Genomic DNA, 21,190 nt, shown 5'->3' on the forward strand with positions numbered 1-21,190 from the left:
TTACCTAAATTACACTGGCATGTTCATGAGATCTTTATATGCCTCAACGAGTTTATTGCGAATTTGAACCGTCGCATCAAAAGCGACACTAGACTTGTTACGAGCGATCATAACGTCAGAAAGGGATACATCGGCATCACCACGATCAAAACGGGTTTGTAAATCACCAGATGCTTTTTGAAGTGTGTTCACGTTATTGATGGCTTTAGTTAGGAGATCGTTAAAATCCGCTCCAACTTTCGCCCCACTTGCAGTAGGAGCCGTATTGGTTGCTTCTACCATCATGGCGCGCATTTCTGCCTGAATACCATCAATTTTCATTAGCACCTCTAAGCCAAAAGATTGACTATTAACAAAACTGATTATTGACACAGCAATTAACGTGCCATAAGACATTAGCAATCAATTTACTTACACTTTTCGTCTTATGGCCGTTGTCTGTGTTAATTCGGGATATCTATACCAGCATCACGCATTTTGGCAAGCTTATAGCGCAAGGTTCGAGGGCTTATACCCAGTTTCTCCGCCATTTCTTTGCGTCGACCATTACACTCAACCAAAGTCTCCAAAATAATGGCGTATTCTTGATCGCGCAGCTCGCTGCCTAAGCCTTCTCCACCAGTTACTGGGCGGCTGACACTCTCAGCTTGAGCAACTGGCTTAACATTGGGCACGACCATATCTGCATTTTGCACCACGTGTTGCAAGCTATTGGCATCTTGCCAATCTACGCCCTCGAGCAAAATGTGCTCTGCATCGATGTCGCCATTTTCACTTAATATCAGCGCTCGTTGAACCACGTTATCCAACTCACGAACATTACCCGGCCAAGGGTATTGCAATAGTTTTTCTAACGCAACGCTCGAGAATTGAGGCACTGGCATGCCCATTTTACTGCAATGACGCTCAGCAAGATGCTTGGCAAGCGGTGCAATATCGCCTTTACGTTCTTTAAGTGCAGGCCACGCAATTGGGAATACATTCAGGCGGTAATATAAGTCCTCTCTGAAGTTTCCTTCTGACACGTATTGCTTAAGATCACGGTTACTCGTCGCTAACACACGAACATCTAACTTGATGCTTTTGCGACTGCCTAGGCGCTCTACTTCTCGCTCTTGCAAAACACGCAACAACTTCGCTTGCAGGTTCAGGTCCATTTCGCTGATTTCATCAAGCAAGATTGTGCCACCTTGTGCTTGTTCGAACTTTCCTGGGCATGCCTGAACAGCACCAGTAAATGCGCCCTTTTCATAGCCAAACAGTGTTGCTTCGAGCATATTGTCAGGAATCGCGGCACAGTTAATTGCGACAAAAGGACCATTTTTACGATTCGACGCGTTGTGAATATAGCGCGACATCACTTCTTTACCTGAGCCACTCGGACCTAGCACCATAACATTCGCATCTGTACGTGCCACTTTATCGGCCAACGCGAGTAAGCGCAGACTTTTCTCATCAGCAACGATAGCGTCACCGTTGTCATCACTTTTTATCGGTGCATAACGACTGACCATATTTAGCAACACTTCTGGTGCAAATGGTTTCGCCATGTAGTCGATCGCGCCATCTTTCATTGCAGACACGGCATCTTCAATGTTGGCGTACGCCGTCATTAGCAATACTGGTAAGTTAGGCCAATTCTGCTTGATGCTTTTGAGCAGAGCTAAGCCACCCATACCCGCCATTTGCACATCAGAAACGACGATATCAACCGTATTCGATTTCAGCTTTAACAGTGCATCTTCAGCACAGTCCGCTTCCAACCACTCATACCCTGCCAGAGCCAGAGTATCGACTAGGGCTTCACGAAGACCTTCATCGTCTTCTACGATCAGCACTTTGCTTTGCGCCATTATGATTCTCCAGAAATTGTTATTACCAAAAGCCGCTTATTGCGCTTCTGTTTGCACTCGCTCTAGCGGAATGCACATGGTGAAGCAGGCTCCATCACCCTGCTCTGAAATAAGTTCCAATCGACCGTCATGGGCACGGCAAACCATTTGAACAACTGCCAACCCTAATCCAGTTCCTTGAGAACGTGTGGTAAAAAATGGCTCCATGATTTTGGCTTGCAGTTCTTCGGGCACACCCGGTCCGCTGTCTTGCACAGAAATGCGTAACTCACCATTTACCGGGCGGAAAAAAATATCGACTTGCGATTCTTTACCAGACATTTGAATCGCATTCATGACCAGATTACTCAATGCGGATGCAATGGCGTTCGCATTGCCTAGTAGCTCAGTTTGTTCTTCTTCAACTTCTAGGCAGTAATCAATACTGTTGTTTTTTAGCGCGGTTTCGACCATCGGCTGATATTCCGCTACCAACTGGGCAATCGTGAATGGCTTAATGACTTTATTATCACCACCTTTAGCAAAAAGCAGCATATCATTAACCTGCTTTTCCAAATCGTGCAGTCGATCCATTAATTTGGTTTGGAAGCGATCTTTTGTCGCTGGAGGAAGATTTGGCGCTCCCAAATTGGATGCATATAACATAGCGCTCGACAGCGGCGTTCTTACTTGGTGAGCAAGCGACGCAACCATACGTCCTAACGACGATAAGCGCTGTAAATCACTGACACGAGCTTGAAGTAAACGGGTTTCGGTTAAATCGGTAATCAGGATCAATTGACCTGTTGTGGACGCCGAGATGGCGAGTCGAACTTTACGGCCATTCCGCAGGGAAACTTCATGGCCATCATCTTCACGTGGGTCAAACACCGCCTGGATAACGTTGAACCATTTTTCGTTAACCAGTGGAATCTCAAGAATTCGGTGCGCTTCTGGATTTGCTTCACGCACTACTCCGTACGTATCGAGCAAAATCACTCCAGCAGGCATCACATCGAGCACCTGTTTGTAGCGCTCAACCTGATTCTCTACGGAATCTAAATGGGATTGATTGGTGTTGTTATCCATTACTGCCTGTCGAAATATCGCCGCTAAAACTAAAATAGCTTGGTAAGCAATTAGCGTACCAAGCTATTTTCTATATTTATCAGGACGTTAAGCTATCGACAATAAGTTGACACTCAGAGATAACGGTTTTGGATGCCAGAAAAACGATGTTAACTAGCACAAGTGATAATTCAGATATCGTCTTAAAACTTCACTTTACCTAGCGCTGTAAGTTGTACTTACGCATTTTTTCCACTAGCGTAGTACGTCGCATACCCAGCATGTCGGCCGCTCTTGCGACAACGCCACCCTGCGCTTCTAATGCTTGGCTGATCATATTAACTTCTAAATCAGCTAGCAGTTCTTTCAAATTAACCCCTTCCGGTGGCAGCGCTTGCGGGGCGTTCATGCTGTGATCAAGGTCGTCTTGATCTTCAAAGCTAAAATCTTCAGAGAAGATATCTTGGAATACATCACGCTCTTGCTCTTCCACCGAAACAAATGGATTGCTCTCTGGTTGGAACTCTGGGATGTCACTGTAGCGATATTTGGTTGGTAGATGGTTTACATCCACCAAGCTATTTGGATACAGAATAATCATTCGCTCAACAAGATTAGCCAACTCGCGTACGTTGCCCGGCCAGTTATGCTCCATAAGTGAGTTGATTGCACGAGGTGTAAAGCAGATAGGTTGTCCGCCTTCCGCCTCTAAACGTGTCATCAGTTCTTGCAGCAGCAATGGTATATCTTGTTTGCGCTCTTTCAGCGCTGGCATCTCAATTGGAAACACGTTCAGGCGATAGAACAAGTCTTCTCGGAACGTGCCTTCTTCAATCATATTTTCTAGATTACGGTGTGTCGCCGCCACCACTCGAACATTTACCTTGATGGTACTATTGCCACCTACACGTTCAAAGCAGCGTTCTTGCAATACACGAAGCAACTTTACTTGCATCGACATTGGCATATCGCCAATCTCATCAAGAAAGATCGTGCCACCGTCTGCGAGCTCAAATCGACCTTTACGGGCAGTTAACGCACCAGTAAACGCGCCTTTTTCGTGACCAAATAATTCGCTTTCTAGGAGCTCAGGCGGTATTGCACCACAGTTAATAGGTACAAAAGCGCCATCGCGGTATGAAGAATGATAGTGGATGTTACGCGCAACAACTTCTTTACCCGTACCGGACTCACCTAAGATCAACACGTTTGCTTCCGTGTTTGATACTTGCTCGATCAGGTGTCGAACTTCTTGAATACCTCTACTTTGACCAACTAAGCTGCGAAAAAGCGTGTTTTTGCGTGCACTAGCAACAACATTCACTCCTTTTCGCCCCAGAAAATCTTTGCAGTGGCGTAACGCTTCACTAAGCTGTGGGTAATTAAGCGGCAGCTCTAGTTCACCAACAAAATTTGGAAGATCATCAACAGGCAAAGGAAAACGGCCCATGACTAGAAGAGGGATGTGGTAAGCGCTGTTTAAATGAGAGATAACCGTACTCGCCGCTTGACCTGCTGGAATATTACCAACAATACAGCACGACCATACGCTAGACCAATCAACATCGCTGAGCTGATCAGAACTGACCGCTTCGCAATTTTCTCCAACAAATTCCAATATATTGCTTAAATTTAAACGACTTGATGCGTCATCATCAATTACAAGCAGCTTTGCCAAACCATGCATAAGTAAGAATGATTGCCTTTATTTTAGGTGCGTTGCGGCCAAACCTTGATTTGCGCAATTGGGTGCTAAAGAAGGCAGAACCACCACACTCAATTTACGATAGACAAAATAGGAAAATCAGCAACAAAAAAGCCATTAGGGCTACTAATGGCTTCTATTTTATTTGAATATAAAAATAAGGCAACCAAGCAATGGAGAGGTGTGAGCTTGATAGAAACTTTGCTACACAACTCGTTGCGCAATTGACAAATATATTCGTCTAGTATCTTAACGCATTGTTTTGACTATTAAATACCAACTTCAGCAGCGGTAAGATTATGAAACTCTGTTGGGATTTGGTCCCAAGCGGACTTGATCTCACGGATAATATCGATAACGTCGTCGATCAGCTGAGGCTCATTTTGATGGTTAGCAGCAGAAATTTGCGTGATCATAAACTCATACAGTGAATCTAAGTTTGAAGCAATATCACCACCGTCATCCATAGATAGACAGCTGCGTAGCGCGATAATGATGTCTAACGCTTTACCCAAGCGCTCACCTTTTGCTGGAATATTGCCTGCTTGCATGGCTGCTTTACCTTGAATAAGGCGCTCAATCGCACCAGCCATAAGCATTTGAATGACTTTGTGCGGAGAAGCCGCGCTAAGCTGGCTGTCGACTGATACCTTTTTGTATGCTTGCAAAGAACCGCGCATAGTAATCCTCTTTTAAATAAATTTTTTGTACTGCTGAAGTGAACGCTGGCCATAACGAAACTTATGGAGCTCTTTTCCGACCTTTGACGTTTCCGATTGCATCAGCTCGACAATTCTTTTGGTACGAGTTAGCAATGCTTGCCACTCTGCATCCTGCTTAACCAAAGGATTTTGATGAATAATTGGTAACAGGTTTTGCAATAACCGTTCCCTGATATCGACCAAGCGAAGAATTTCTTCAGCATTAAAATCAATTTTTTCTAATTCTTGCGTAATTAGTTGATCTATATCACTAATTTCCATGAGTTCTTTTTGCATTTATTAACCCAACGCACTCATCAAAGCGCCCAACTGGCCTTGCATTTTACCGGTCGCATCTTGCATCGCGGTAAACTTCGCATGAGTACGCTTCTCTAGGCTTTCCATGCGGCGATCTAATGCCGCTTGATCGTCACTCAAACGGTAGTTTTGTTCTGTGAGACTTTTTTCTCGAGTACGAATACTGCCTGTAATACCTGTGATACCGTGAATCGCATCTTCGACTCGTTTAGCAAAACCTGTGTTGCCACCGAAGAACTTTTCTAACTCGTTGAAGTTATTGTTCAACTGGCGGTCTAGCATGTCATAGTTGATTTCTAGGGTGCCTTGACGTGTGGTCGTAATGCCAAATTCTGTTAAGGACTTTAGGTTTTCAGGTGCTTTATCGATTCGAGTAGAAAAGACCGATTTTAATCGTGAATCTGCACTGCGTACGGTGCTGTCACCTGACAACGGCCCTTTTTGACCCGTTACCGGATCCACACTCGCTAACGCTTGGGAGGTTTGATAAAACGAGTTATACGCTGCCACAAAGTTTTCGATATCGTTGCGTACACTTTGACGGTCGTACTCGACACCAATTTCAGCAGGCGGTTTATTCGGTTCTGATTTGCCTTTTAGTGTTAAATCAACACCTTCGATCGCATCTTCAATCACATTGTTGTGGCTAGATAGCTTTGCCACTCCATCAAGCAGTACTTCTGAATCTTGCCCTGCTTGTACTTCTGTCATCCCAAGGTATTGTTCAAAAGCAGATTGTGCCTTTGCGATTTTCGCTTCTGCTTCATCAATTTTTTCCAGACGCTCACGTTCTTGAGGATCAAGTTTAGCGCGATGAATTTGCTTAGCTTGCGCTTCGGAAAGTTCACCACGTGCCACTTTTTCGTCTAACGCTTGCTTTTCACTCGCAATTTTTTGCTCGATTTCCGCTTTTTCTTGCTCAAGAAGCTGCTTAGCCTCTTTCGTCGTAACGTAAGAATCGGTTAGGGTGCCCGATGCGGCATTATTCCAGCCTGGAACATCTGGTGCCTTCTCTATTGCCTTTTCGTCGAGTTCGAGCTCTGGTTCTTCATAAGAGTCCAACAAAGTACCTGACGCAGTTTCTGTCCACCCTGGAATTCTGTCTTCAGGGCGTAAACTCGCGCGTCGGTTGGCTTCATCAATGGCTTCTTGACCAGCTTTTGCTGCTTCCGCACCCGCCGCAGAGATTAGCGCTTGCGATGCATCATCTTGTACATCGTCTGCCGCTTTTTGCTCTTCTGGAGGTAGAGGATTGCCGTTTGCATCCAGCTCTTCTGCTGGTTGTTCCGGAAATTTAAGAGGACCTAAGACATCTTCCGCCGCTGAACGAGCTTCTTCAAGCACGTTGACGCGGTCTTCAAGTGTTTGGTATTCGAAATATTTAAGAGGGTTGCCTTTTTCTGCCTCCACACTGACTCTGATTTGATGATCCTTACCAGAGAGGTTAGAAGCAAGGATAAGGCGTGGACCTTCGACGTCGTTAATAAGAGATGCACGAACGCCAGGGTTATCTTTAGCGCCATTGATGCCACGTACGACATCGATGAGCTTAGATCGGGAACGAACATCGATATTAAAACGCTCATCACCAAGCGAAATCTGCAGCTTACCAGGGCCAAATTTTGCGTCTTCTGGCAATACGTCAGAAGCGACTTTATGGCTCTGAGCAAGCTGCAACACATCGATAGCATATTTGCCAGCGATAGCATCTGTGGTTGCCGTGGCAGATACGATATTGTCATCGGTCGTTTCGACAGTGCGAACGGCAAATGCTTTCTCCTGACGAAAGTTCGCCATGAGATTTTTCATCGTATCCAATGATTCTCTGAGTCGTCCGTAAGCACTGATACTGGCATTAATTGTCGTGCGTTCGTTGTCGATGCGTTGCTGCTTTGGTACGCGTTCGGCATCCACAATTTTGCTGACCATGGAATTAATATCCATGCCGCCAGACATCCCCAAAGGGCCTAAACTCATCAAATCACCTCTAAAAACGACTTACACTTTTTCAGTCAACAACCCGCTGTTGGCTGTGTGCTCAGCTAGGCGACGCAATACCACTAGCATTTCTTCATCAGGAATTTGACGAATCACGTCACCGGTATTGGCTTCATAAATCGTCACCACATCTCGTCCGGATTCTTCATCCACTCGAAATGCGACTCCTTTGTTTATGGACGTGACAAATTCATTCATTTGCGCGACCAATTTTTCACGTTCTTCTTTGTTCAGTTCTTGACGGCTTTCAGCCATCTCGAGCGCAGCTTGAACAGAGAAGTCGTATTCGGTGTTTTTCGCTTTTTGCGGCGAAATCTCACCATTTGAATTTGCTGGGCTAGACGTGCCTATATCATTGCCATTTTTATTTGCAAACTTTGTGCCATTTGGCGTGCCGTAAGGCTGGATGTTCGATGCGTAGGAGGATATATCCATTACAATCTCCCTTCCACCTTATGGGCTAACGATAGAATCTATCGCTTTGGTGCCCCAGCACTAAGGTGTTGACCTCAGGCTGGGTTTACCACTTAGCCCAACAAGCTTAGCGCTGCAGATGGAGACTGCTTCGCTTGAGCCAGGATTGAAGTACTTGCTTGCTGAAGAATTTGCGACTTAGTCATCGCAGTGGTTTCCTTCGCGTAATCAGTATCTTTAATACGGCTTTTAGACGCGTTAACGTTCTCGTTAATGTTGTCTAGGTTGCTGATTGCGTGGTTGAAGCGGTTTTGGAAAGCACCGAGTGAAGCTCGTTGGCTGTCTACGGACTTAAGAGCACCGTCGATAACCGCTACTGCTTCTTGAGAGCCAGCTACTGTGGTTACGTCGATGTCTTTCACTGTTACGTCTTTCGGGCCACCAAAGCCGATCTCGTCTGCTAGGTTGCCAGAAAACTCAACATCACCTTCAACTTTTTGAGAAGAAGCAAATACTTGTAGTTTGCCATCTTCGCCAACAGAGGCTTTTACATCATCGTTTTGACCGTTGATGTATGTCGCTAGCTGCTCAATATCATCGCCTTGCTTAGCGCTGATTGATAGCTCTTTCTCTTCACCCTGCTTGTTGGTGTAGCTCATTTTGAACTCTGTTTTCTCACCAACAGTCCAAGATGCGTCTTTACCCTCTTCTGCTGCGTAGCTCTTACCACCCATTGCTGAAGTGTCTGAGCGTAGGTTACCCATAGAAAGCATCACGGCTTCACCTGAGTCCGCACCGATTTGGAAAGATTGAGTACCGTAAGTACCGTTTAGAAGCTTGTTACCACCGAAAGAGGTAGTTTCAGCAATACGGTTTAGCTCGTCGTTTAGCGCTGTTACTTCTTCTTGGATCGCTACACGTTCTGCTTTTGAGTTAGAGCCGTTCGCCGATTGAAGCGAAAGATCACGCATACGTTGTAGGATGTTGGTAGATTCATTCATTGCACCTTCAGCAACCTGTGCAATAGAAATACCGTCGTTTGCGTTTTTCACTGCCATATCTAGGCCACGGCTTTGTGCATTCAAACGGTTTGAAATCTGTAGACCTGCAGCATCGTCTTTCGCGCTATTGATTTTATAACCCGAAGACAAACGCTCCATAGATTTTTGTTGACCGTCAGCTGCCTGGTTTAGGTAACGCTGTGCAGTCATCGCAGAAACGTTAGTATTAACGTTAATCGCCATAATTGATCTCCTTAAGGCTTTAGTGAATGTACCGTCGTGTCTCTCACCTCACTTAGGTACATCTCATTTCTCTCAGTCCCTTTAACGGCGACCGATGAATATCCTTTAGAAGAAATTTTCAATTTTTTGCGATTATTTTCTTTGGCTTACTGAAATGTGATGAAGCTCTAATGTCGTGATTCGCAGAAATCCTGGGGCCCCAAAAGACAGAAAAAAACCCAGCCGAAGCTGGGTTTACTCGCTCATCTCTCACCACGAGCCAATAAGGTTCTCGTCTTAGGTTTGAAATTAACCTAGCAGACTTAGCGCTGAGTTTGGCGCTTGTTTCGCTTGCGCAAGGATTGAGCTTGACGCTTGCGATAGAATTTGTGACTTGGTCATTGCCGTCGTTTCTTTCGCGAAGTCAGTATCTTTGATACGGCTCTTCGACGCATTCACGTTCTCGTTAATGTTGTCCAAATTGCTGATTGCGTGGTTGAAACGGTTCTGGAATGCACCCAGCTCTGCGCGGTGGCTGTCTACGTATTTCAGTGCTGCATCGATGATAGCAACAGATTCTTGTGCGCCACCAACTGAGGTTACGTCGATAGTATCTACCGTTACTTTTTTACCTTCGCCCAAACCTAGCTCACCAGATAGGCCGCCTGAAAACTCGACTTCGCCTTCGACTTTGTTGTTGCCAGCAAAGATTTGCAGTTTACCGTCTTGGTCTACTGAGGCTTTCACTAGGTCAGTTTGACCGTTAATGTAAGTCGCAAGCTCTTCGATATCGTCACCCGCTTTTGCGCTGATGTTGATTTCTTGCTCTTGGCCGTAGCTGTCCGTTAGGTTGATTTTTAGGTCGTTCTTACCTTCAGCAACGTTCCAGTCTTTACCTTTACCACTTTCAGCTTGGTAGCTCACACCGCCCATCATTTTGTTGTCTGAACGCATGTCTTTTAGCTCAAGCATCACTGCTTCACCGTTATCTGCACCGATTTGGAACGATTTCGCACCGTGTGTGCCGTTTAGTAGCTTGTTACCACCGAAAGAAGTGGTTTCTGCGATACGGTTTAGTTCGTCGTTTAGCGCGGTCACTTCTTCTTGAATCGCAACGCGCTCTGCTTTCGAGTTTGAACCGTTTGCTGATTGTAGAGACAAATCACGCATACGTTGAAGAATGTTAGTGGTCTCGTTCATTGCACCTTCAGCAGTTTGTGCAATCGAGATACCGTCGTTCGCGTTGCGAACCGCTACATCCAAACCACGGCTTTGTACGTTCAAACGGTTCGAGATTTGTAGACCCGCAGCGTCATCTTTTGCGCTGTTGATTTTAAAACCTGAAGACAAACGCTCCATAGAAGTTTGTTGAGCTGAGTTTGCGTTGTTTAGGTAACGCTGAGCGGTCATCGCTGATACGTTAGTGTTTACATTCACTGCCATGGTGATTTCTCCAATTGATTTTCCGGTGTAGCGGTTTCCGACGTCTCGGAAAACCAAGTAGTTCTCTCAAAGTTACTTTTATTAACGGCGCATGCCCTGTTTTCTTTAGAGAAAATTTTGGATTTTTTTGAAAATAATTCGTTTGGAGGGGTAATCGTGACAAAGCGGATAAAAAAGCAAAAAACTTTCATTTTTCGCTAAAGCTTCTTTTCGAATTGTCGATACAGGCAGGTTTTACGTTAAATTCGGGCAAGGCCGTTCATCAGCCAAGTAAAGTTAATGCTAGGTTGGGCGCTTGTTTTGCTTGTGCAAGAATAGAAGTACTGACCTGCTGCAAAATCTGCTGCTTCACCATTTGCGTGGTTTCTTTCGCGTAGTCAGTGTCTTGGATACGACTGTTGGAAGCAGCTAAGTTTTCGTGGATGTTATCGAGATTATTGATCGCGTGATTAAAGCGGTTTTGATACGCGCCTAACTCCGCACGACTGCCATTTACCGTTTTCAAAGCATCATCTAAAATTCCGACCGCCATCTGAGCGCCACCGACCGTGCTAATATCAATACTATCTACCGTTCTATTTACGGTGACATACTTGCCAAGTTCTAACTCATCAGCCAGGCCACCACTGAAGGTTGGTCCAGGGTATTTTATGGCGTCCTTGTGGGACATGAGTAACTGCAGTTGCCCCTCCTCATTAACAGACGCTTTCACTTTATCGGTTTGCCCATTAATGTAAGTCGCGAGTTCTTCTATATCGTCGCCAGCTTTAGCTTCAATACGGATCTCCTGCTCTTCAAAATTGTTATCACGGTAGCTGATAACAATTTCATTATTTCCGTTTTGAACCGTCCAATCTGAACTGACTCTTTGATATGAGCTCATTGAAAAGCTACCTAAAGATTCCGGCTGCATGGTCCGCAGGCCAATTTGTACCGCTTCACCAGCCGTTGCTCCGATTTGAAAAGACGATGTACCGAATGTGCCATTCAGCAATTTACGTCCACCAAAAGATGTGGTTTCTGCAATACGACTTAACTCATCATTTAAAGCAGACACTTCTTCTTGCAGTGCAGTGCGCTCCGCTTTGCTGTTTGAACCATTGGCTGACTGTAGCGACAAATCACGCATACGTTGCATGATATTGGTCACCTCATTCATCGCGCCTTCCGCAGTTTGCATGATGGAAATGCCGTCATTCGCGTTGCGAACCGCAACATCTAAACCACGCATTTGCGATTGCAAGCGCTTGGAGATTTGCAGACCCGCAGCGTCATCCTTTGCGCTGTTAATACGCTTCCCTGAAGACAAACGCTCCATGGATTGGTTCAGCATGTCAGTTGCACTGGTCAAATGACGCTGTGCGACGAGTGCTGCCACATTGGTATTAACGGTGATCGCCACGAGACACAGACTCCAAATAAATTAAGGCTTTGGATACTTATCGACCAAGTAACAGAAAAGTTTAGTGTTTTTTGAAAAGAGATTGGAATAGAAATAGAAAACAAAAGCCCTCTAATTGGAGGGCTTAAGAAATAAAGTCTGAGAACTTACTTGATGGCTAGCTCTGCGAGCATTTCTTGCGAAGGAGCGAAAAAGTACGCACCTGTTACCGCTGTTGTGAAACGAAGCATTTGGTCTGTTTTACCATCTGTTACGCCGTACATACTTTCTAGCATCACTTTAATGTTATGAAGTGTATTGCAGTAAGAGATGAACAACAGACCGTGAGCTCCGGTCACCGTCCCGTATGGTAAGCTGTGGCGAACAATCTTCAAACCTTTACCTTCTTCTTTGATATCAACTCGACCAACGTGTGATGCAGCAGGAACGTCTTCTAGCTCGATAGAGTCTGGCTTGGTACGACCAATCACTTTTTCTTGCGCTTTGACATTCAATCGACTCCAAGCGGCAAGGTTATGTTCAAAGCGCTGAGCCATAACATAACTGCCTCCAGCAAATGGGCCCTCTTTTACTAGAGCCACATCAGCGCGAGCCTCCCCTTTAGGGTTTTCTGTACCATCAATGAAGTCTGTCATATCACGAGCATCAAGGTAACGGTACCCATATGTTTCGTCCACAATGGTGACATCTTGTGCCGTCTCTTCTAGGAACTTACGCAACACGTAAAAATGCAAGTCGTGACGAGTCGAGTGACAGTGAATCAGTACATCTACGTCTGTTGCTGGAGCAACGATGTCACCTTCGCCAAGTTGAGTAAAATCAATAAGCTCTTCTGGCGCGTCTACATTAAGGTGTTCCCAAAACGATTTTGTGAATGCGATAGAAAGCGTCAGCGCTGCACCCGGCTGGGTAATGTTTAACTCTTCCACCAACTTTGGCAGTGCTTTCAGTTTTTCTAATACGTTTTCACGGTTTTGGTTCACTTTGAGTTGAGTGTACAGTGCAAATGGCCCGGCTTCTGGCACGATCGCCGTTTGAGCTTGTGACATTGAGGTTTCCTCTATTACTTTGCCCCAGAGTGGGAAGTTATTGTTTTTAATTCTTTGAATGCTGCTGTTCATCGTGCGCTAATTGTGGCACATGAAAACAGTCTTTTACCCATCTTCCATTTAGAAGATAGATCATAAACCAAGCTAATAAGGTAATGGTAAGGGCGTTTGCCCAATTAAACACTCCATGTTCTAGGTACACATGATACATGGTCTGAGCAAGTTGAATACCGCACAAGATCAAAGTGATCTCGCGACCATAGCGAGTAATTCTGTTTACCCATCCTCTGTCGGGATGACGAAGCCCCATTAACCACATAAGAAGCAAACTTGGAATGCCCATCGCCAAACCTAAATACAACGTACTTGAATCTGGGTAAACAATAGCGAGTAGCTTACTGCCACTATCACGACTTACACCAGCCATGGCAAACACCACCCATGAACGCACAAGAAACATCCATCCCACCCATAAAATGATCGGCGCCTTTAAAAATCCATGGGCGTCATATTGGTCAAACGAATAGCGCACAACATCTTCTTCTTTATGTGATAAAAACGTCACTTTAACCTATCGTTTCAGAGTTGCAAGCCAACAAAGATGAGAACTGAAGTTCATTTCAGCACCTTACACAGGTAAACTAAACAAAGATTTACAGCGACGTTGATGAGAAACATGAAAAAAAGAACTCCTGCCACCCCTGTGCCTTCTCAAGAAACTCAAGCCGAAGCGATGAGAATTGCCAAATCTACGCAGAAACCGGGGCAAACCAAAGAGCAAACCAAGCTCATCGCTCAAGGTATCGAAAAAGGCATCGCGCAATATAAGAAACAACAAAAAGAGCGCAACCGCCAAGCCGATAAAGCGAAGAAAAAACAGCAACGTGAAAAACAACGTCAGCATGAAGAGATTATCGAACAAGACAATATCACCGACGATGCGCCAAACCATTCATCAAGCAAACTGCCTTGGACACTACTTGTCCTGAGCTGGATTGGCTTTGCTGCTTACATAGTATTGGGGAAATAGCTAATGAAACGCCTGTTACTTGGACTTTTTGTCGTGCTTCTAACGGGTTGCACGATGCCTTCTCACCTTACTCATGCTCAAAGTCAAGATGTTCATATTCGCATTGACGCGCAATTCGACCCTGAGCGATGCGAATACAAAGGCGAAGTTACTGGAAGTGAAGGCCATTGGTATAACTACATTTTCATGACTAATGACGCGATGATGCAAGGCGCGATGAACGATTTAAAAAACAATGCAGCGGCTATCGATGCGGACACCGTTTTTATGGTTTCCCCACAAGATTTTATCACTTCATTTAGCGTGCTGGGTTCCGCCTACCGCTGCAATGGATGAGGCCTGAATATGAAAAAAGCCAGCAATTGCTGGCTTATGCACGAAATCCAAGACTGCTAGCGATATCGCTCTCCCGCTCTAGAACCCATTGGCTATCAAAAGGCCCCCAATCTGAAAGTTGATAATAGCCGTCATTATGACGTCGGCCATCTTGAACGAATATGAGTTCAATGCCGATCCCAGGTAACGCCTTGAGTACATCTTGAATAGTACGACGAGGCCACCCCGTTTTTTCGATCAACTTTGGCACATTCGGCCTTTCTAGGTTTTCCACCAACAAGGCCAAATATAGCCGCCTTGCAAAAACAGGACTCAATTCCATTGACACCTCCTAAAATTGTGCTGATTCATTATTTCGTTTTTGCTCAGCGAGGTGTTGCGTTTGATCAATAACTCGACTTTTCCATTTGATTTAGACGAATTTTTATTCGATTTATAGCGCATTCATCGTAAATAAGTTATGTGACATTAGTTATCTCAATCTATCTGAAAATATTTTCCACCGCATTTTGTCAGTTTGATTGCTTCTTGATAGGATGCTTTAACAGCCCAAATCACTTAAGTGCGTCTTAACCGCGCCAGTGAAAAATAGAACAAAGAAAAAGGAAACACTATGTCGATTACCATGTTTGGTATTCCCAACTGCGATACGATCAAAAAAGCCAAGAAATGGTTAGAAGCCGAGGATATTGCTTACGACTTCCATGACTACCGTAAGCAAGGCATTGATGCAGAAATGGTAAGTGAATTTTGTCGCGCTTTAGGTTGGGAACAGGTGCTCAATAAACGTGGCACAACCTACCGCCAATTAGCGCAAGAGCAGAAAGACACACTTAACGAGGAAAACGCCATCGCTCTTTTGGTAGAAAACCCTGCGATGATTAAACGCCCAATTTTAAAAGTGAATGATCAACTTCATATCGGTTTTAAAGCTGATCAATACGCTAGCATTTTCAACTCTTAAATAAAGGAATACTCAAGGATGACAGACAGTCCAGTATTGGCACTTGCTAAAGATCTGATCAGTAGACAGTCCGTAACGCCGGAAGACGCAGGTTGTCAGGATTTGATGATCGAGCGCTTAAAAGCACTCGGGTTTGAAATTGAAGTGATGGTATTTGAAGACACCACGAACTTCTGGGCTCGACGTGGTTCAGAAGCGCCGCTATTTGCGTTTGCTGGCCACACCGATGTGGTACCAGCTGGCAAATTGGAACACTGGAATACACATCCGTTTGAACCGACCATTATTGATGGTTACTTGCATGGCCGAGGCGCAGCTGACATGAAAGGGTCACTCGCCGCTATGGTTGTTGCAGTTGAACGCTTTATCGCCGAAAACCCAGATCACAAAGGCTCAATTGGCTTCTTAATTACGTCGGATGAAGAAGGGCCATTTATCAATGGTACCGTTCGCGTTGTAGAAACGTTGATGGAACGTGGTGAGAACATCGATATGTGTATTGTTGGTGAACCATCCAGCACCGACGTGGTTGGCGATGTAGTGAAAAATGGACGCCGTGGATCCATCACTGGTGATTTAACGGTAAAAGGAACACAAGGTCACGTGGCCTACCCTCACCTAGCCAGCAATCCAGTGCACGAGTCTCTACTCGCGATTCATGAACTCGCGACGACAGAATGGGACAAAGGGAATGATTACTTCCCACCGACTAGTTTCCAGATCCCGAATGTATCGGCTGGCACTGGTGCGTCTAACGTTATTCCTGGCGAGTTCCATGTTCAGTTCAACCTACGTTTTAGTACTGAGCTTAACAATGACGCAATTGTTCAGCGTGTTACCGAAACATTGGACAAGCATGAGCTGGACTACGACCTAAAATGGACATTCAACGGAGACCCATTCCTGACCGATACGGGCGCACTGCTAGACGCGGTTGTAGCTGCTGTGGCCGAAGTCAATGATACGAAGCCAGCGCTACTTACAACTGGCGGTACGTCTGATGGTCGTTTTATTGCTCGAATGGGAGGTCAAGTCGTAGAGTTAGGCCCTGTTAACGCTACGATTCATAAAGTGAACGAGTGTGTGAAAGTCGACGATCTTGAAAAGTTGACGGACATGTACGAAAACACGTTGAAACACCTATTGGCGAAGTAATCAGCGAGAACACAATGACACCAGAGCAACTCACCGGAATCACTGATTCCCATCTTCAATCCACACTAGTGGGGCAAAAGGCATTTATGCTTCACCCTAAAGTAGTCAATGACTTATTGAAGATGATTAATGCCGCAACCGAAGCAGGTTTCAAAATGGAAATCGCCAGTGGTTTTCGTGACTTTAATCGCCAAAAAGCCATCTGGAACGGGAAGTTTTCTGGTGAGTTGCCAATTCTCGACATAAACTCCCGCCCTTTGAGTAAAGCAGAGTTAAATGACGAAGAGAAATTGATGGCCATTTTGCGCTGGTCGGCATTGCCCGGAGGAAGTCGTCATCATTGGGGTTGTGATTTTGATGTCTATGCGCGCAATTTATTGCCTGCTGACACCAAACTCAAGTTGGAACCTTGGGAGTATCTTGAAGGCCACCAGCAAGCGTTCTACCAATGGTTAAAAGCCAACCTTGGTCGGTTCGGTTTCTTCTTCCCTTATCAGCATGATTTAGGTGGCGTTTCGATTGAGCCTTGGCACATTAGTCACCGCGCTGTCGGGCAGCAATGCCTCGAGCAGTTGACGCTTGATGTACTCAGAAGCCAGTTGATTAAACAAAATCAGACCGACAACATTGCAGGGATTGACGTCATACTGAATAATTTGGATAACGTCGTTGCCAAATTTATTCACAATATCACGCCGCCGGAGGCTCTATGATAGAAATACTAACCAATCCTTGGGTCATTATTATTGTAGTGTTGAGCGTGGTCATTGGTAATATTGCCGCACTCAAATATACCGCAAAAATGAAGTTTGGTCAGATGGATAAAAGCCGTAAGAACGATTTAGATAAGCTGAACACATTGGATAAACAGCGCTACGCTGAAGAAGATAAAAACAAAAACGAGCCTCGTTAGTTACTCACCAGCTTCATCTCGACACATTTAATCTAAACATCAAAAAAGGGACCACTAGGTCCCTTTTCTATCATTAAGTAAACACGCCGCGTTAAGCTCGCTTTGTTTACTGCTTCACTGTTGCAGCCAATACAGGCGCTAGTGATTTCAAAAACTCTTCTTCTACTGGCTTGCCAGAGGAGTCGGTGATATTGATAGACGTACGGTTGCCTAAATCACCAAGTAAGAATGTGTACTTACCAGCGGCTAACTCCACTGGTTTAACGCCGATATCGTTCCAGAATTCATCATCCGGAGACGCATATTTCGCAGTGATTGTGCCCTGCGACTGGCTACGCTCTTCAATCTTAAAGCCCATCTTAGGTAGAATATTAGGCAGACGTTGCCAAAGCATGTTGTATTGCGCACGCGCGATAATCACTGGAAGTCCGCTGCGGTCTTTACCCATTGTGATTGGGATCTGTTTAACCAACTCTTGCGCTTTACGCTGTGCTTCTTCACGCACTTCTTGGTCGTAGCGAGCGGTGACCAAGTTCGTCATGAATACATTGTAGCGCTCACGGTTGGTCGCCGTTACTTCTTTCACTTGATTGCCTTCACGCCAGTCAATAAGGCTCACCTTAAAGCCGTGTCGACCATTTGCTTCAGCGCGTACGATTTCATATCGGCTGCCAATTTCTAGCTCTTCATCTGGCGAATCCCAAGTCACCCATCCTGTCTCGATGCGAGAGTCTGTTTGGCTTTCAACTGGAATCTCGTTAGCCGCGACCATGTTTTGCACCGTTTGCCAAACTTTATCTAGTTCATCTTTACGAAGTAGCCAAAGTGTCACTTCACCATCACTACTGCGGTCCAAACGTGCACCGGGAATAAGCTCTAGGACTTGTTGAGGTGGACGAATGTCGACATCTTTACCTACACCACCAGCGTAGTTACCCTGAGGGATCTCGTAGTTAGGGTAAAACTGAGGCTGTGCACCCTGTGGGACATTCCACTCACCCAAATTTGGGGAGTTCAAATACTCGAAGTCATCTTTTGCTTGACGACGTTGATTGGCACCACCTGAACAGGCAGTCAATACGAATACAGCTAATGAACTTAACACTAACTGGCTTGAAAGCTTCATCTATACTCCTAAAACACCGAGGGCGCTTTGGCCCCCAGTATGAACTTCAATCCTAGTAACTCAATCTTAATAGCTCAATCTTAATAAATATGGGCGTCTGTTAGCGCCTGCTCGACGATCGGCTGCGATTTTTCAGAAAGCGTAGTTAAAGGAAGACGCAAACCACCTTCTTCAATCAAACCAAGCTTTTGCGCTGCCCATTTTACTGGGATAGGGCTTGCTTCGATGAAAAGGTTTTTATGTAGAGTCATCAAGCGTTGGTTAATCGCTTCTGCTTCTTCGTACTTACCTTCACTTGCCAAATGGAACATGTCTGCCATGTCTTTAGCTGCAATATTGTTCGTTACCGAGATAACACCATTGCCGCCAAGTTTCACAAAATCCAGCCCTGTCGCATCATCGCCACTTAGTAAGATAAAATCTTCGCCACAAAGTTCACGATGAATTGCAATTCGTTCCAAATCGCCCGTTGCATCTTTTAGAGCTACGATATTATCAAGCTTTGACAAGCGTGCCACTGTTTCTGGCTGCATATCAACAGCAGTACGGCCTGGTACGTTGTACAAAATTAGAGGCACATCACTCGCTTCGGCAATTGCCTTGTAATGTAGAAACAAACCCTCTTGAGTTGGTTTGTTGTAATACGGTGTCACACTCAGGAAGCCAGCAATACCAGAATCAGCCAGTAATTTGCTAAATGTTACTGCCTCATGGGTTGCATTTGCACCCGTGCCAGCAATCACAGGGATGCGACCGTCGGCAAACTCAACAGTTTTATTAACGACCTTTACATGCTCTTCAATGGTCAGTGTCGCTGACTCACCTGTTGTGCCTACTGCCACAATACCGTCTGTACCCGCTTCAACGTGGTACTCTACTAGCTTTTGCAGACCGTCAAAGTCTACTTCGCCATCTGCTTTGAATGGCGTAATCAGCGCTACGATACTTCCTGAAAACATGTTTATCTCCCTCATTTAACTCTTTCTGCATGGTACTGTAATGCGATTGAAAAACACAAGAGCGTAAACTCGCTTACAAAGTACAAATGAATGAATAATTACCAGTTGTTAGAGGTCTAGCAACTTAATTGCTCTATTTGGTTTGATTAACGGCAATATTGATAATCGTGTTGGGCTTTCGAGTGACTTTAGAATCTATCAGTGATTTGGAAAATACTGAAGAGCACAAGCAAGGAAAATATACTCTTTGGTCTTGTTAGCCAAGTCAGATCTAAGTGAATAAAACGGCCAGACAATAGGCAAGCACATCATGCAAACGTTTTGTTTATCCTATAGCCTGCATTTACTGTTTATTTCCCACCACTCCCCTCAAGCTCCGACTGCTTTTTTATGGACTAAAAAAGAACTGGCTCGATATTTCTTCGCAATATCTGTGCTAACATCTCTCTATTGAAGAAAGGACAAGAAGCTCATTTATGAAGCAACATCTGGTACTTACAGCAGTTGGAACGGACCGTCCAGGCATTTGTAACCAAGTCGTACAGCTCGTTACTCAAGCTGGTTGTAACATAGTCGATAGCCGTATCGCTATCTTTGGCAGCGAATTTACGCTGATCATGCTCCTGACTGGGAACGCCAGCAGCGTGACTCGAGTTGAAACACAATTGCCCCTGCTTGGCCAAGAACATGACCTTATTACGATCATGAAACGCACAGCGGCGCACGAACTGCTCGATAACAGCTACACCATGGAAGTGTTTATTGAGTCTGAAGACCGCCCTGGGTTAACTGAAAAATTTACTAAGTTCTTCGCTGATCAGCAGATTGGTTTAGACTCTCTTAGCGCGCAAACCATCAGCAAGTCGAAAATTCAACTCGATTCTGACCAGTTTCATATTGCGATTACTGCATCTGTAAGCGCGGATTTTAATTTGATGCAGTTACAAGAAGACTTCGATGAACTTTGTAAGTCGCTCAACGTACAAGGTTCTCTGAATTTCATTAAAAACACACTATAAAGTAAAGGAAATCAAAATGAATACGCTGACAGCAGGCTCGCCAGCGCCAGCCTTCTCTTTGCTCGACCAAGACGGAAATACCGTTTCTCTTGAAGACTTTAAAGGCAAGAAAGTACTTTTCTACTTTTACCCTAAGGCGATGACGCCGGGTTGTACTACACAAGCAAAAGGCCTTCGTGACATCAAAGCTGAACTCGATGCACATAACGTGGTGGTACTCGGCGTAAGCATCGATCCTGTAAAGCGCCTAGGCAAGTTCATCGAGCGCGATGATTTAAACTTCACTCTGCTTTCTGATGAAGATCATGCCGTTGCTGACCAGTTCGGCGTTTGGGGCGAAAAGAAATTCATGGGCAAAGTATACGACGGTCTTCACCGCATTAGCTTTCTGATCAATGAAGAAGGCGTGATCGAACACGTGTTTAACAAGTTCAAAACCAAAGATCACCACGAAGTCGTATTAAACTACTTAAACGAAAACGCTTAAACGCTATTGTTTTTCTACAAACAAAAAGCCCAGCAAACTGCTGGGCTT

General features: G+C 45.0%; 24 protein-coding genes. 8 read left to right on the forward strand and 16 right to left on the reverse strand.

The genetic code is table 11. The annotated features are described in order from the left end of the window. Positions 1 to 9: 9 nt before the first annotated feature. The 13 genes from fliE to R7Z78_RS10145 form a co-directional block, all read right to left on the reverse strand. Positions 10 to 321 carry a flagellar hook-basal body complex protein FliE gene (gene fliE / locus R7Z78_RS10085; RefSeq protein ID WP_005384482.1) on the reverse strand — a complete coding sequence of 104 codons (312 nt, stop codon included), beginning with the start codon at positions 319 to 321 and terminating at the stop codon, positions 10 to 12. 122 nt (positions 322 to 443) lie between these two features. Further along, entirely contained in the window at positions 444 to 1,853 is a 1,410-nt protein-coding gene (locus tag R7Z78_RS10090) for a sigma-54-dependent transcriptional regulator (RefSeq protein WP_085569737.1), read from the reverse strand. Between the two features lie 36 nt (positions 1,854 to 1,889). Next, the gene (locus R7Z78_RS10095; protein WP_005380459.1) at positions 1,890 to 2,921 is read right to left on the reverse strand and encodes a sensor histidine kinase; all 1,032 of its coding nucleotides are present in this window, start codon (positions 2,919 to 2,921) and stop codon (positions 1,890 to 1,892) included. Between the two features lie 199 nt (positions 2,922 to 3,120). Continuing rightward, entirely contained in the window at positions 3,121 to 4,587 is a 1,467-nt protein-coding gene (locus R7Z78_RS10100) for a sigma-54 dependent transcriptional regulator (protein WP_005384490.1), read from the reverse strand. A 287-nt stretch (positions 4,588 to 4,874) separates the two neighbouring features. Further along, the gene (fliS, locus tag R7Z78_RS10105) at positions 4,875 to 5,285 is read right to left on the reverse strand and encodes a flagellar export chaperone FliS (RefSeq protein WP_005380457.1); all 411 of its coding nucleotides are present in this window, start codon (positions 5,283 to 5,285) and stop codon (positions 4,875 to 4,877) included. A 12-nt stretch (positions 5,286 to 5,297) separates the two neighbouring features. Further along, positions 5,298 to 5,603 (reverse strand): flagellar protein FliT, encoded by a 306-nt coding sequence (locus tag R7Z78_RS10110; RefSeq protein WP_005380456.1) that lies wholly within the window; start codon positions 5,601 to 5,603, stop codon positions 5,298 to 5,300. A gap of 3 nt (positions 5,604 to 5,606) precedes the next feature. Further along, positions 5,607 to 7,601: a flagellar filament capping protein FliD gene (fliD, locus tag R7Z78_RS10115; protein WP_065274750.1), complete on the reverse strand. Its 1,995-nt coding sequence runs from the start codon at positions 7,599 to 7,601 to the stop codon at positions 5,607 to 5,609. 21 nt (positions 7,602 to 7,622) lie between these two features. Further along, complete coding sequence (gene flaG / locus R7Z78_RS10120) at positions 7,623 to 8,057, reverse strand: flagellar protein FlaG (RefSeq protein WP_005380451.1); 435 nt, start codon at positions 8,055 to 8,057, stop codon at positions 7,623 to 7,625. A gap of 92 nt (positions 8,058 to 8,149) precedes the next feature. Beyond that, positions 8,150 to 9,280 carry a flagellin gene (locus tag R7Z78_RS10125; protein ID WP_005380449.1) on the reverse strand — a complete coding sequence of 377 codons (1,131 nt, stop codon included), beginning with the start codon at positions 9,278 to 9,280 and terminating at the stop codon, positions 8,150 to 8,152. A 288-nt stretch (positions 9,281 to 9,568) separates the two neighbouring features. Next, positions 9,569 to 10,702, reverse strand: coding sequence for a flagellin (locus tag R7Z78_RS10130; protein ID WP_005380447.1), 1,134 nt, complete (start codon positions 10,700 to 10,702; stop codon positions 9,569 to 9,571). A 262-nt stretch (positions 10,703 to 10,964) separates the two neighbouring features. After that, positions 10,965 to 12,104 (reverse strand): flagellin, encoded by a 1,140-nt coding sequence (locus tag R7Z78_RS10135; RefSeq protein WP_104975532.1) that lies wholly within the window; start codon positions 12,102 to 12,104, stop codon positions 10,965 to 10,967. A 146-nt stretch (positions 12,105 to 12,250) separates the two neighbouring features. Beyond that, positions 12,251 to 13,153, reverse strand: a complete 903-nt coding sequence (locus tag R7Z78_RS10140) for a Dyp-type peroxidase (RefSeq protein WP_104975533.1) — start codon at positions 13,151 to 13,153, stop codon at positions 12,251 to 12,253. A 46-nt stretch (positions 13,154 to 13,199) separates the two neighbouring features. Next, entirely contained in the window at positions 13,200 to 13,685 is a 486-nt protein-coding gene (locus R7Z78_RS10145; protein ID WP_025768263.1) for a DUF2919 domain-containing protein, read from the reverse strand. 144 nt (positions 13,686 to 13,829) lie between these two features. Between R7Z78_RS10145 and R7Z78_RS10150 the strand changes: the two genes are divergently transcribed. Then, complete coding sequence (locus R7Z78_RS10150) at positions 13,830 to 14,183, forward strand: DUF2956 domain-containing protein (protein ID WP_005380437.1); 354 nt, start codon at positions 13,830 to 13,832, stop codon at positions 14,181 to 14,183. Positions 14,184 to 14,186: 3 nt separating this feature from the next. Beyond that, the gene (locus R7Z78_RS10155; RefSeq protein ID WP_005380435.1) at positions 14,187 to 14,519 is read left to right on the forward strand and encodes a DUF4156 domain-containing protein; all 333 of its coding nucleotides are present in this window, start codon (positions 14,187 to 14,189) and stop codon (positions 14,517 to 14,519) included. Between the two features lie 34 nt (positions 14,520 to 14,553). Here the strand turns inward: R7Z78_RS10155 and R7Z78_RS10160 are convergent, their stop codons facing one another. Further along, complete coding sequence (locus R7Z78_RS10160; protein ID WP_033907100.1) at positions 14,554 to 14,841, reverse strand: winged helix-turn-helix domain-containing protein; 288 nt, start codon at positions 14,839 to 14,841, stop codon at positions 14,554 to 14,556. 291 nt (positions 14,842 to 15,132) lie between these two features. On the opposite strand from R7Z78_RS10160, the gene R7Z78_RS10165 reads away from it, so the two are divergent. From R7Z78_RS10165 to R7Z78_RS10180, 4 genes are read left to right on the forward strand one after another with little or no spacing between them, the layout of a single operon-like run. Next, the gene (locus R7Z78_RS10165; RefSeq protein WP_005380431.1) at positions 15,133 to 15,483 is read left to right on the forward strand and encodes an ArsC family reductase; all 351 of its coding nucleotides are present in this window, start codon (positions 15,133 to 15,135) and stop codon (positions 15,481 to 15,483) included. An 18-nt stretch (positions 15,484 to 15,501) separates the two neighbouring features. Then, on the forward strand, positions 15,502 to 16,638 hold the full coding sequence (dapE, locus tag R7Z78_RS10170; protein ID WP_033907099.1) for a succinyl-diaminopimelate desuccinylase: 1,137 nt from the start codon (positions 15,502 to 15,504) through the stop codon (positions 16,636 to 16,638). A 14-nt stretch (positions 16,639 to 16,652) separates the two neighbouring features. Further along, a complete protein-coding gene (locus R7Z78_RS10175) occupies positions 16,653 to 17,351 on the forward strand; it encodes a M15 family metallopeptidase (protein ID WP_033907098.1) in 699 nt (232 codons plus the stop codon). Further along, positions 17,348 to 17,551 carry a DUF2897 family protein gene (locus R7Z78_RS10180; RefSeq protein WP_005380425.1) on the forward strand — a complete coding sequence of 68 codons (204 nt, stop codon included), beginning with the start codon at positions 17,348 to 17,350 and terminating at the stop codon, positions 17,549 to 17,551. Before R7Z78_RS10175 ends, R7Z78_RS10180 begins: the two co-directional genes overlap by 4 nt. Before the next feature lie 106 nt (positions 17,552 to 17,657). Here the strand turns inward: R7Z78_RS10180 and bamC are convergent, their stop codons facing one another. Then, positions 17,658 to 18,677 carry an outer membrane protein assembly factor BamC gene (gene bamC, locus R7Z78_RS10185; protein ID WP_005380424.1) on the reverse strand — a complete coding sequence of 340 codons (1,020 nt, stop codon included), beginning with the start codon at positions 18,675 to 18,677 and terminating at the stop codon, positions 17,658 to 17,660. Between the two features lie 80 nt (positions 18,678 to 18,757). Then, a complete protein-coding gene (dapA, locus tag R7Z78_RS10190; RefSeq protein ID WP_005380422.1) occupies positions 18,758 to 19,636 on the reverse strand; it encodes a 4-hydroxy-tetrahydrodipicolinate synthase in 879 nt (292 codons plus the stop codon). A gap of 476 nt (positions 19,637 to 20,112) precedes the next feature. Between dapA and R7Z78_RS10195 the strand changes: the two genes are divergently transcribed. After that, complete coding sequence (locus R7Z78_RS10195; RefSeq protein WP_005380420.1) at positions 20,113 to 20,655, forward strand: glycine cleavage system protein R; 543 nt, start codon at positions 20,113 to 20,115, stop codon at positions 20,653 to 20,655. Between the two features lie 16 nt (positions 20,656 to 20,671). After that, the gene (gene bcp / locus R7Z78_RS10200) at positions 20,672 to 21,142 is read left to right on the forward strand and encodes a thioredoxin-dependent thiol peroxidase (RefSeq protein WP_005380418.1); all 471 of its coding nucleotides are present in this window, start codon (positions 20,672 to 20,674) and stop codon (positions 21,140 to 21,142) included. Positions 21,143 to 21,190: the final 48 nt, after the last annotated feature.

The organism is Vibrio sp. 1167 (assembly GCF_033340375.1).
In the GTDB taxonomy this organism is placed as follows: Bacteria; Pseudomonadota; Gammaproteobacteria; order Enterobacterales; family Vibrionaceae; genus Vibrio; species Vibrio alginolyticus.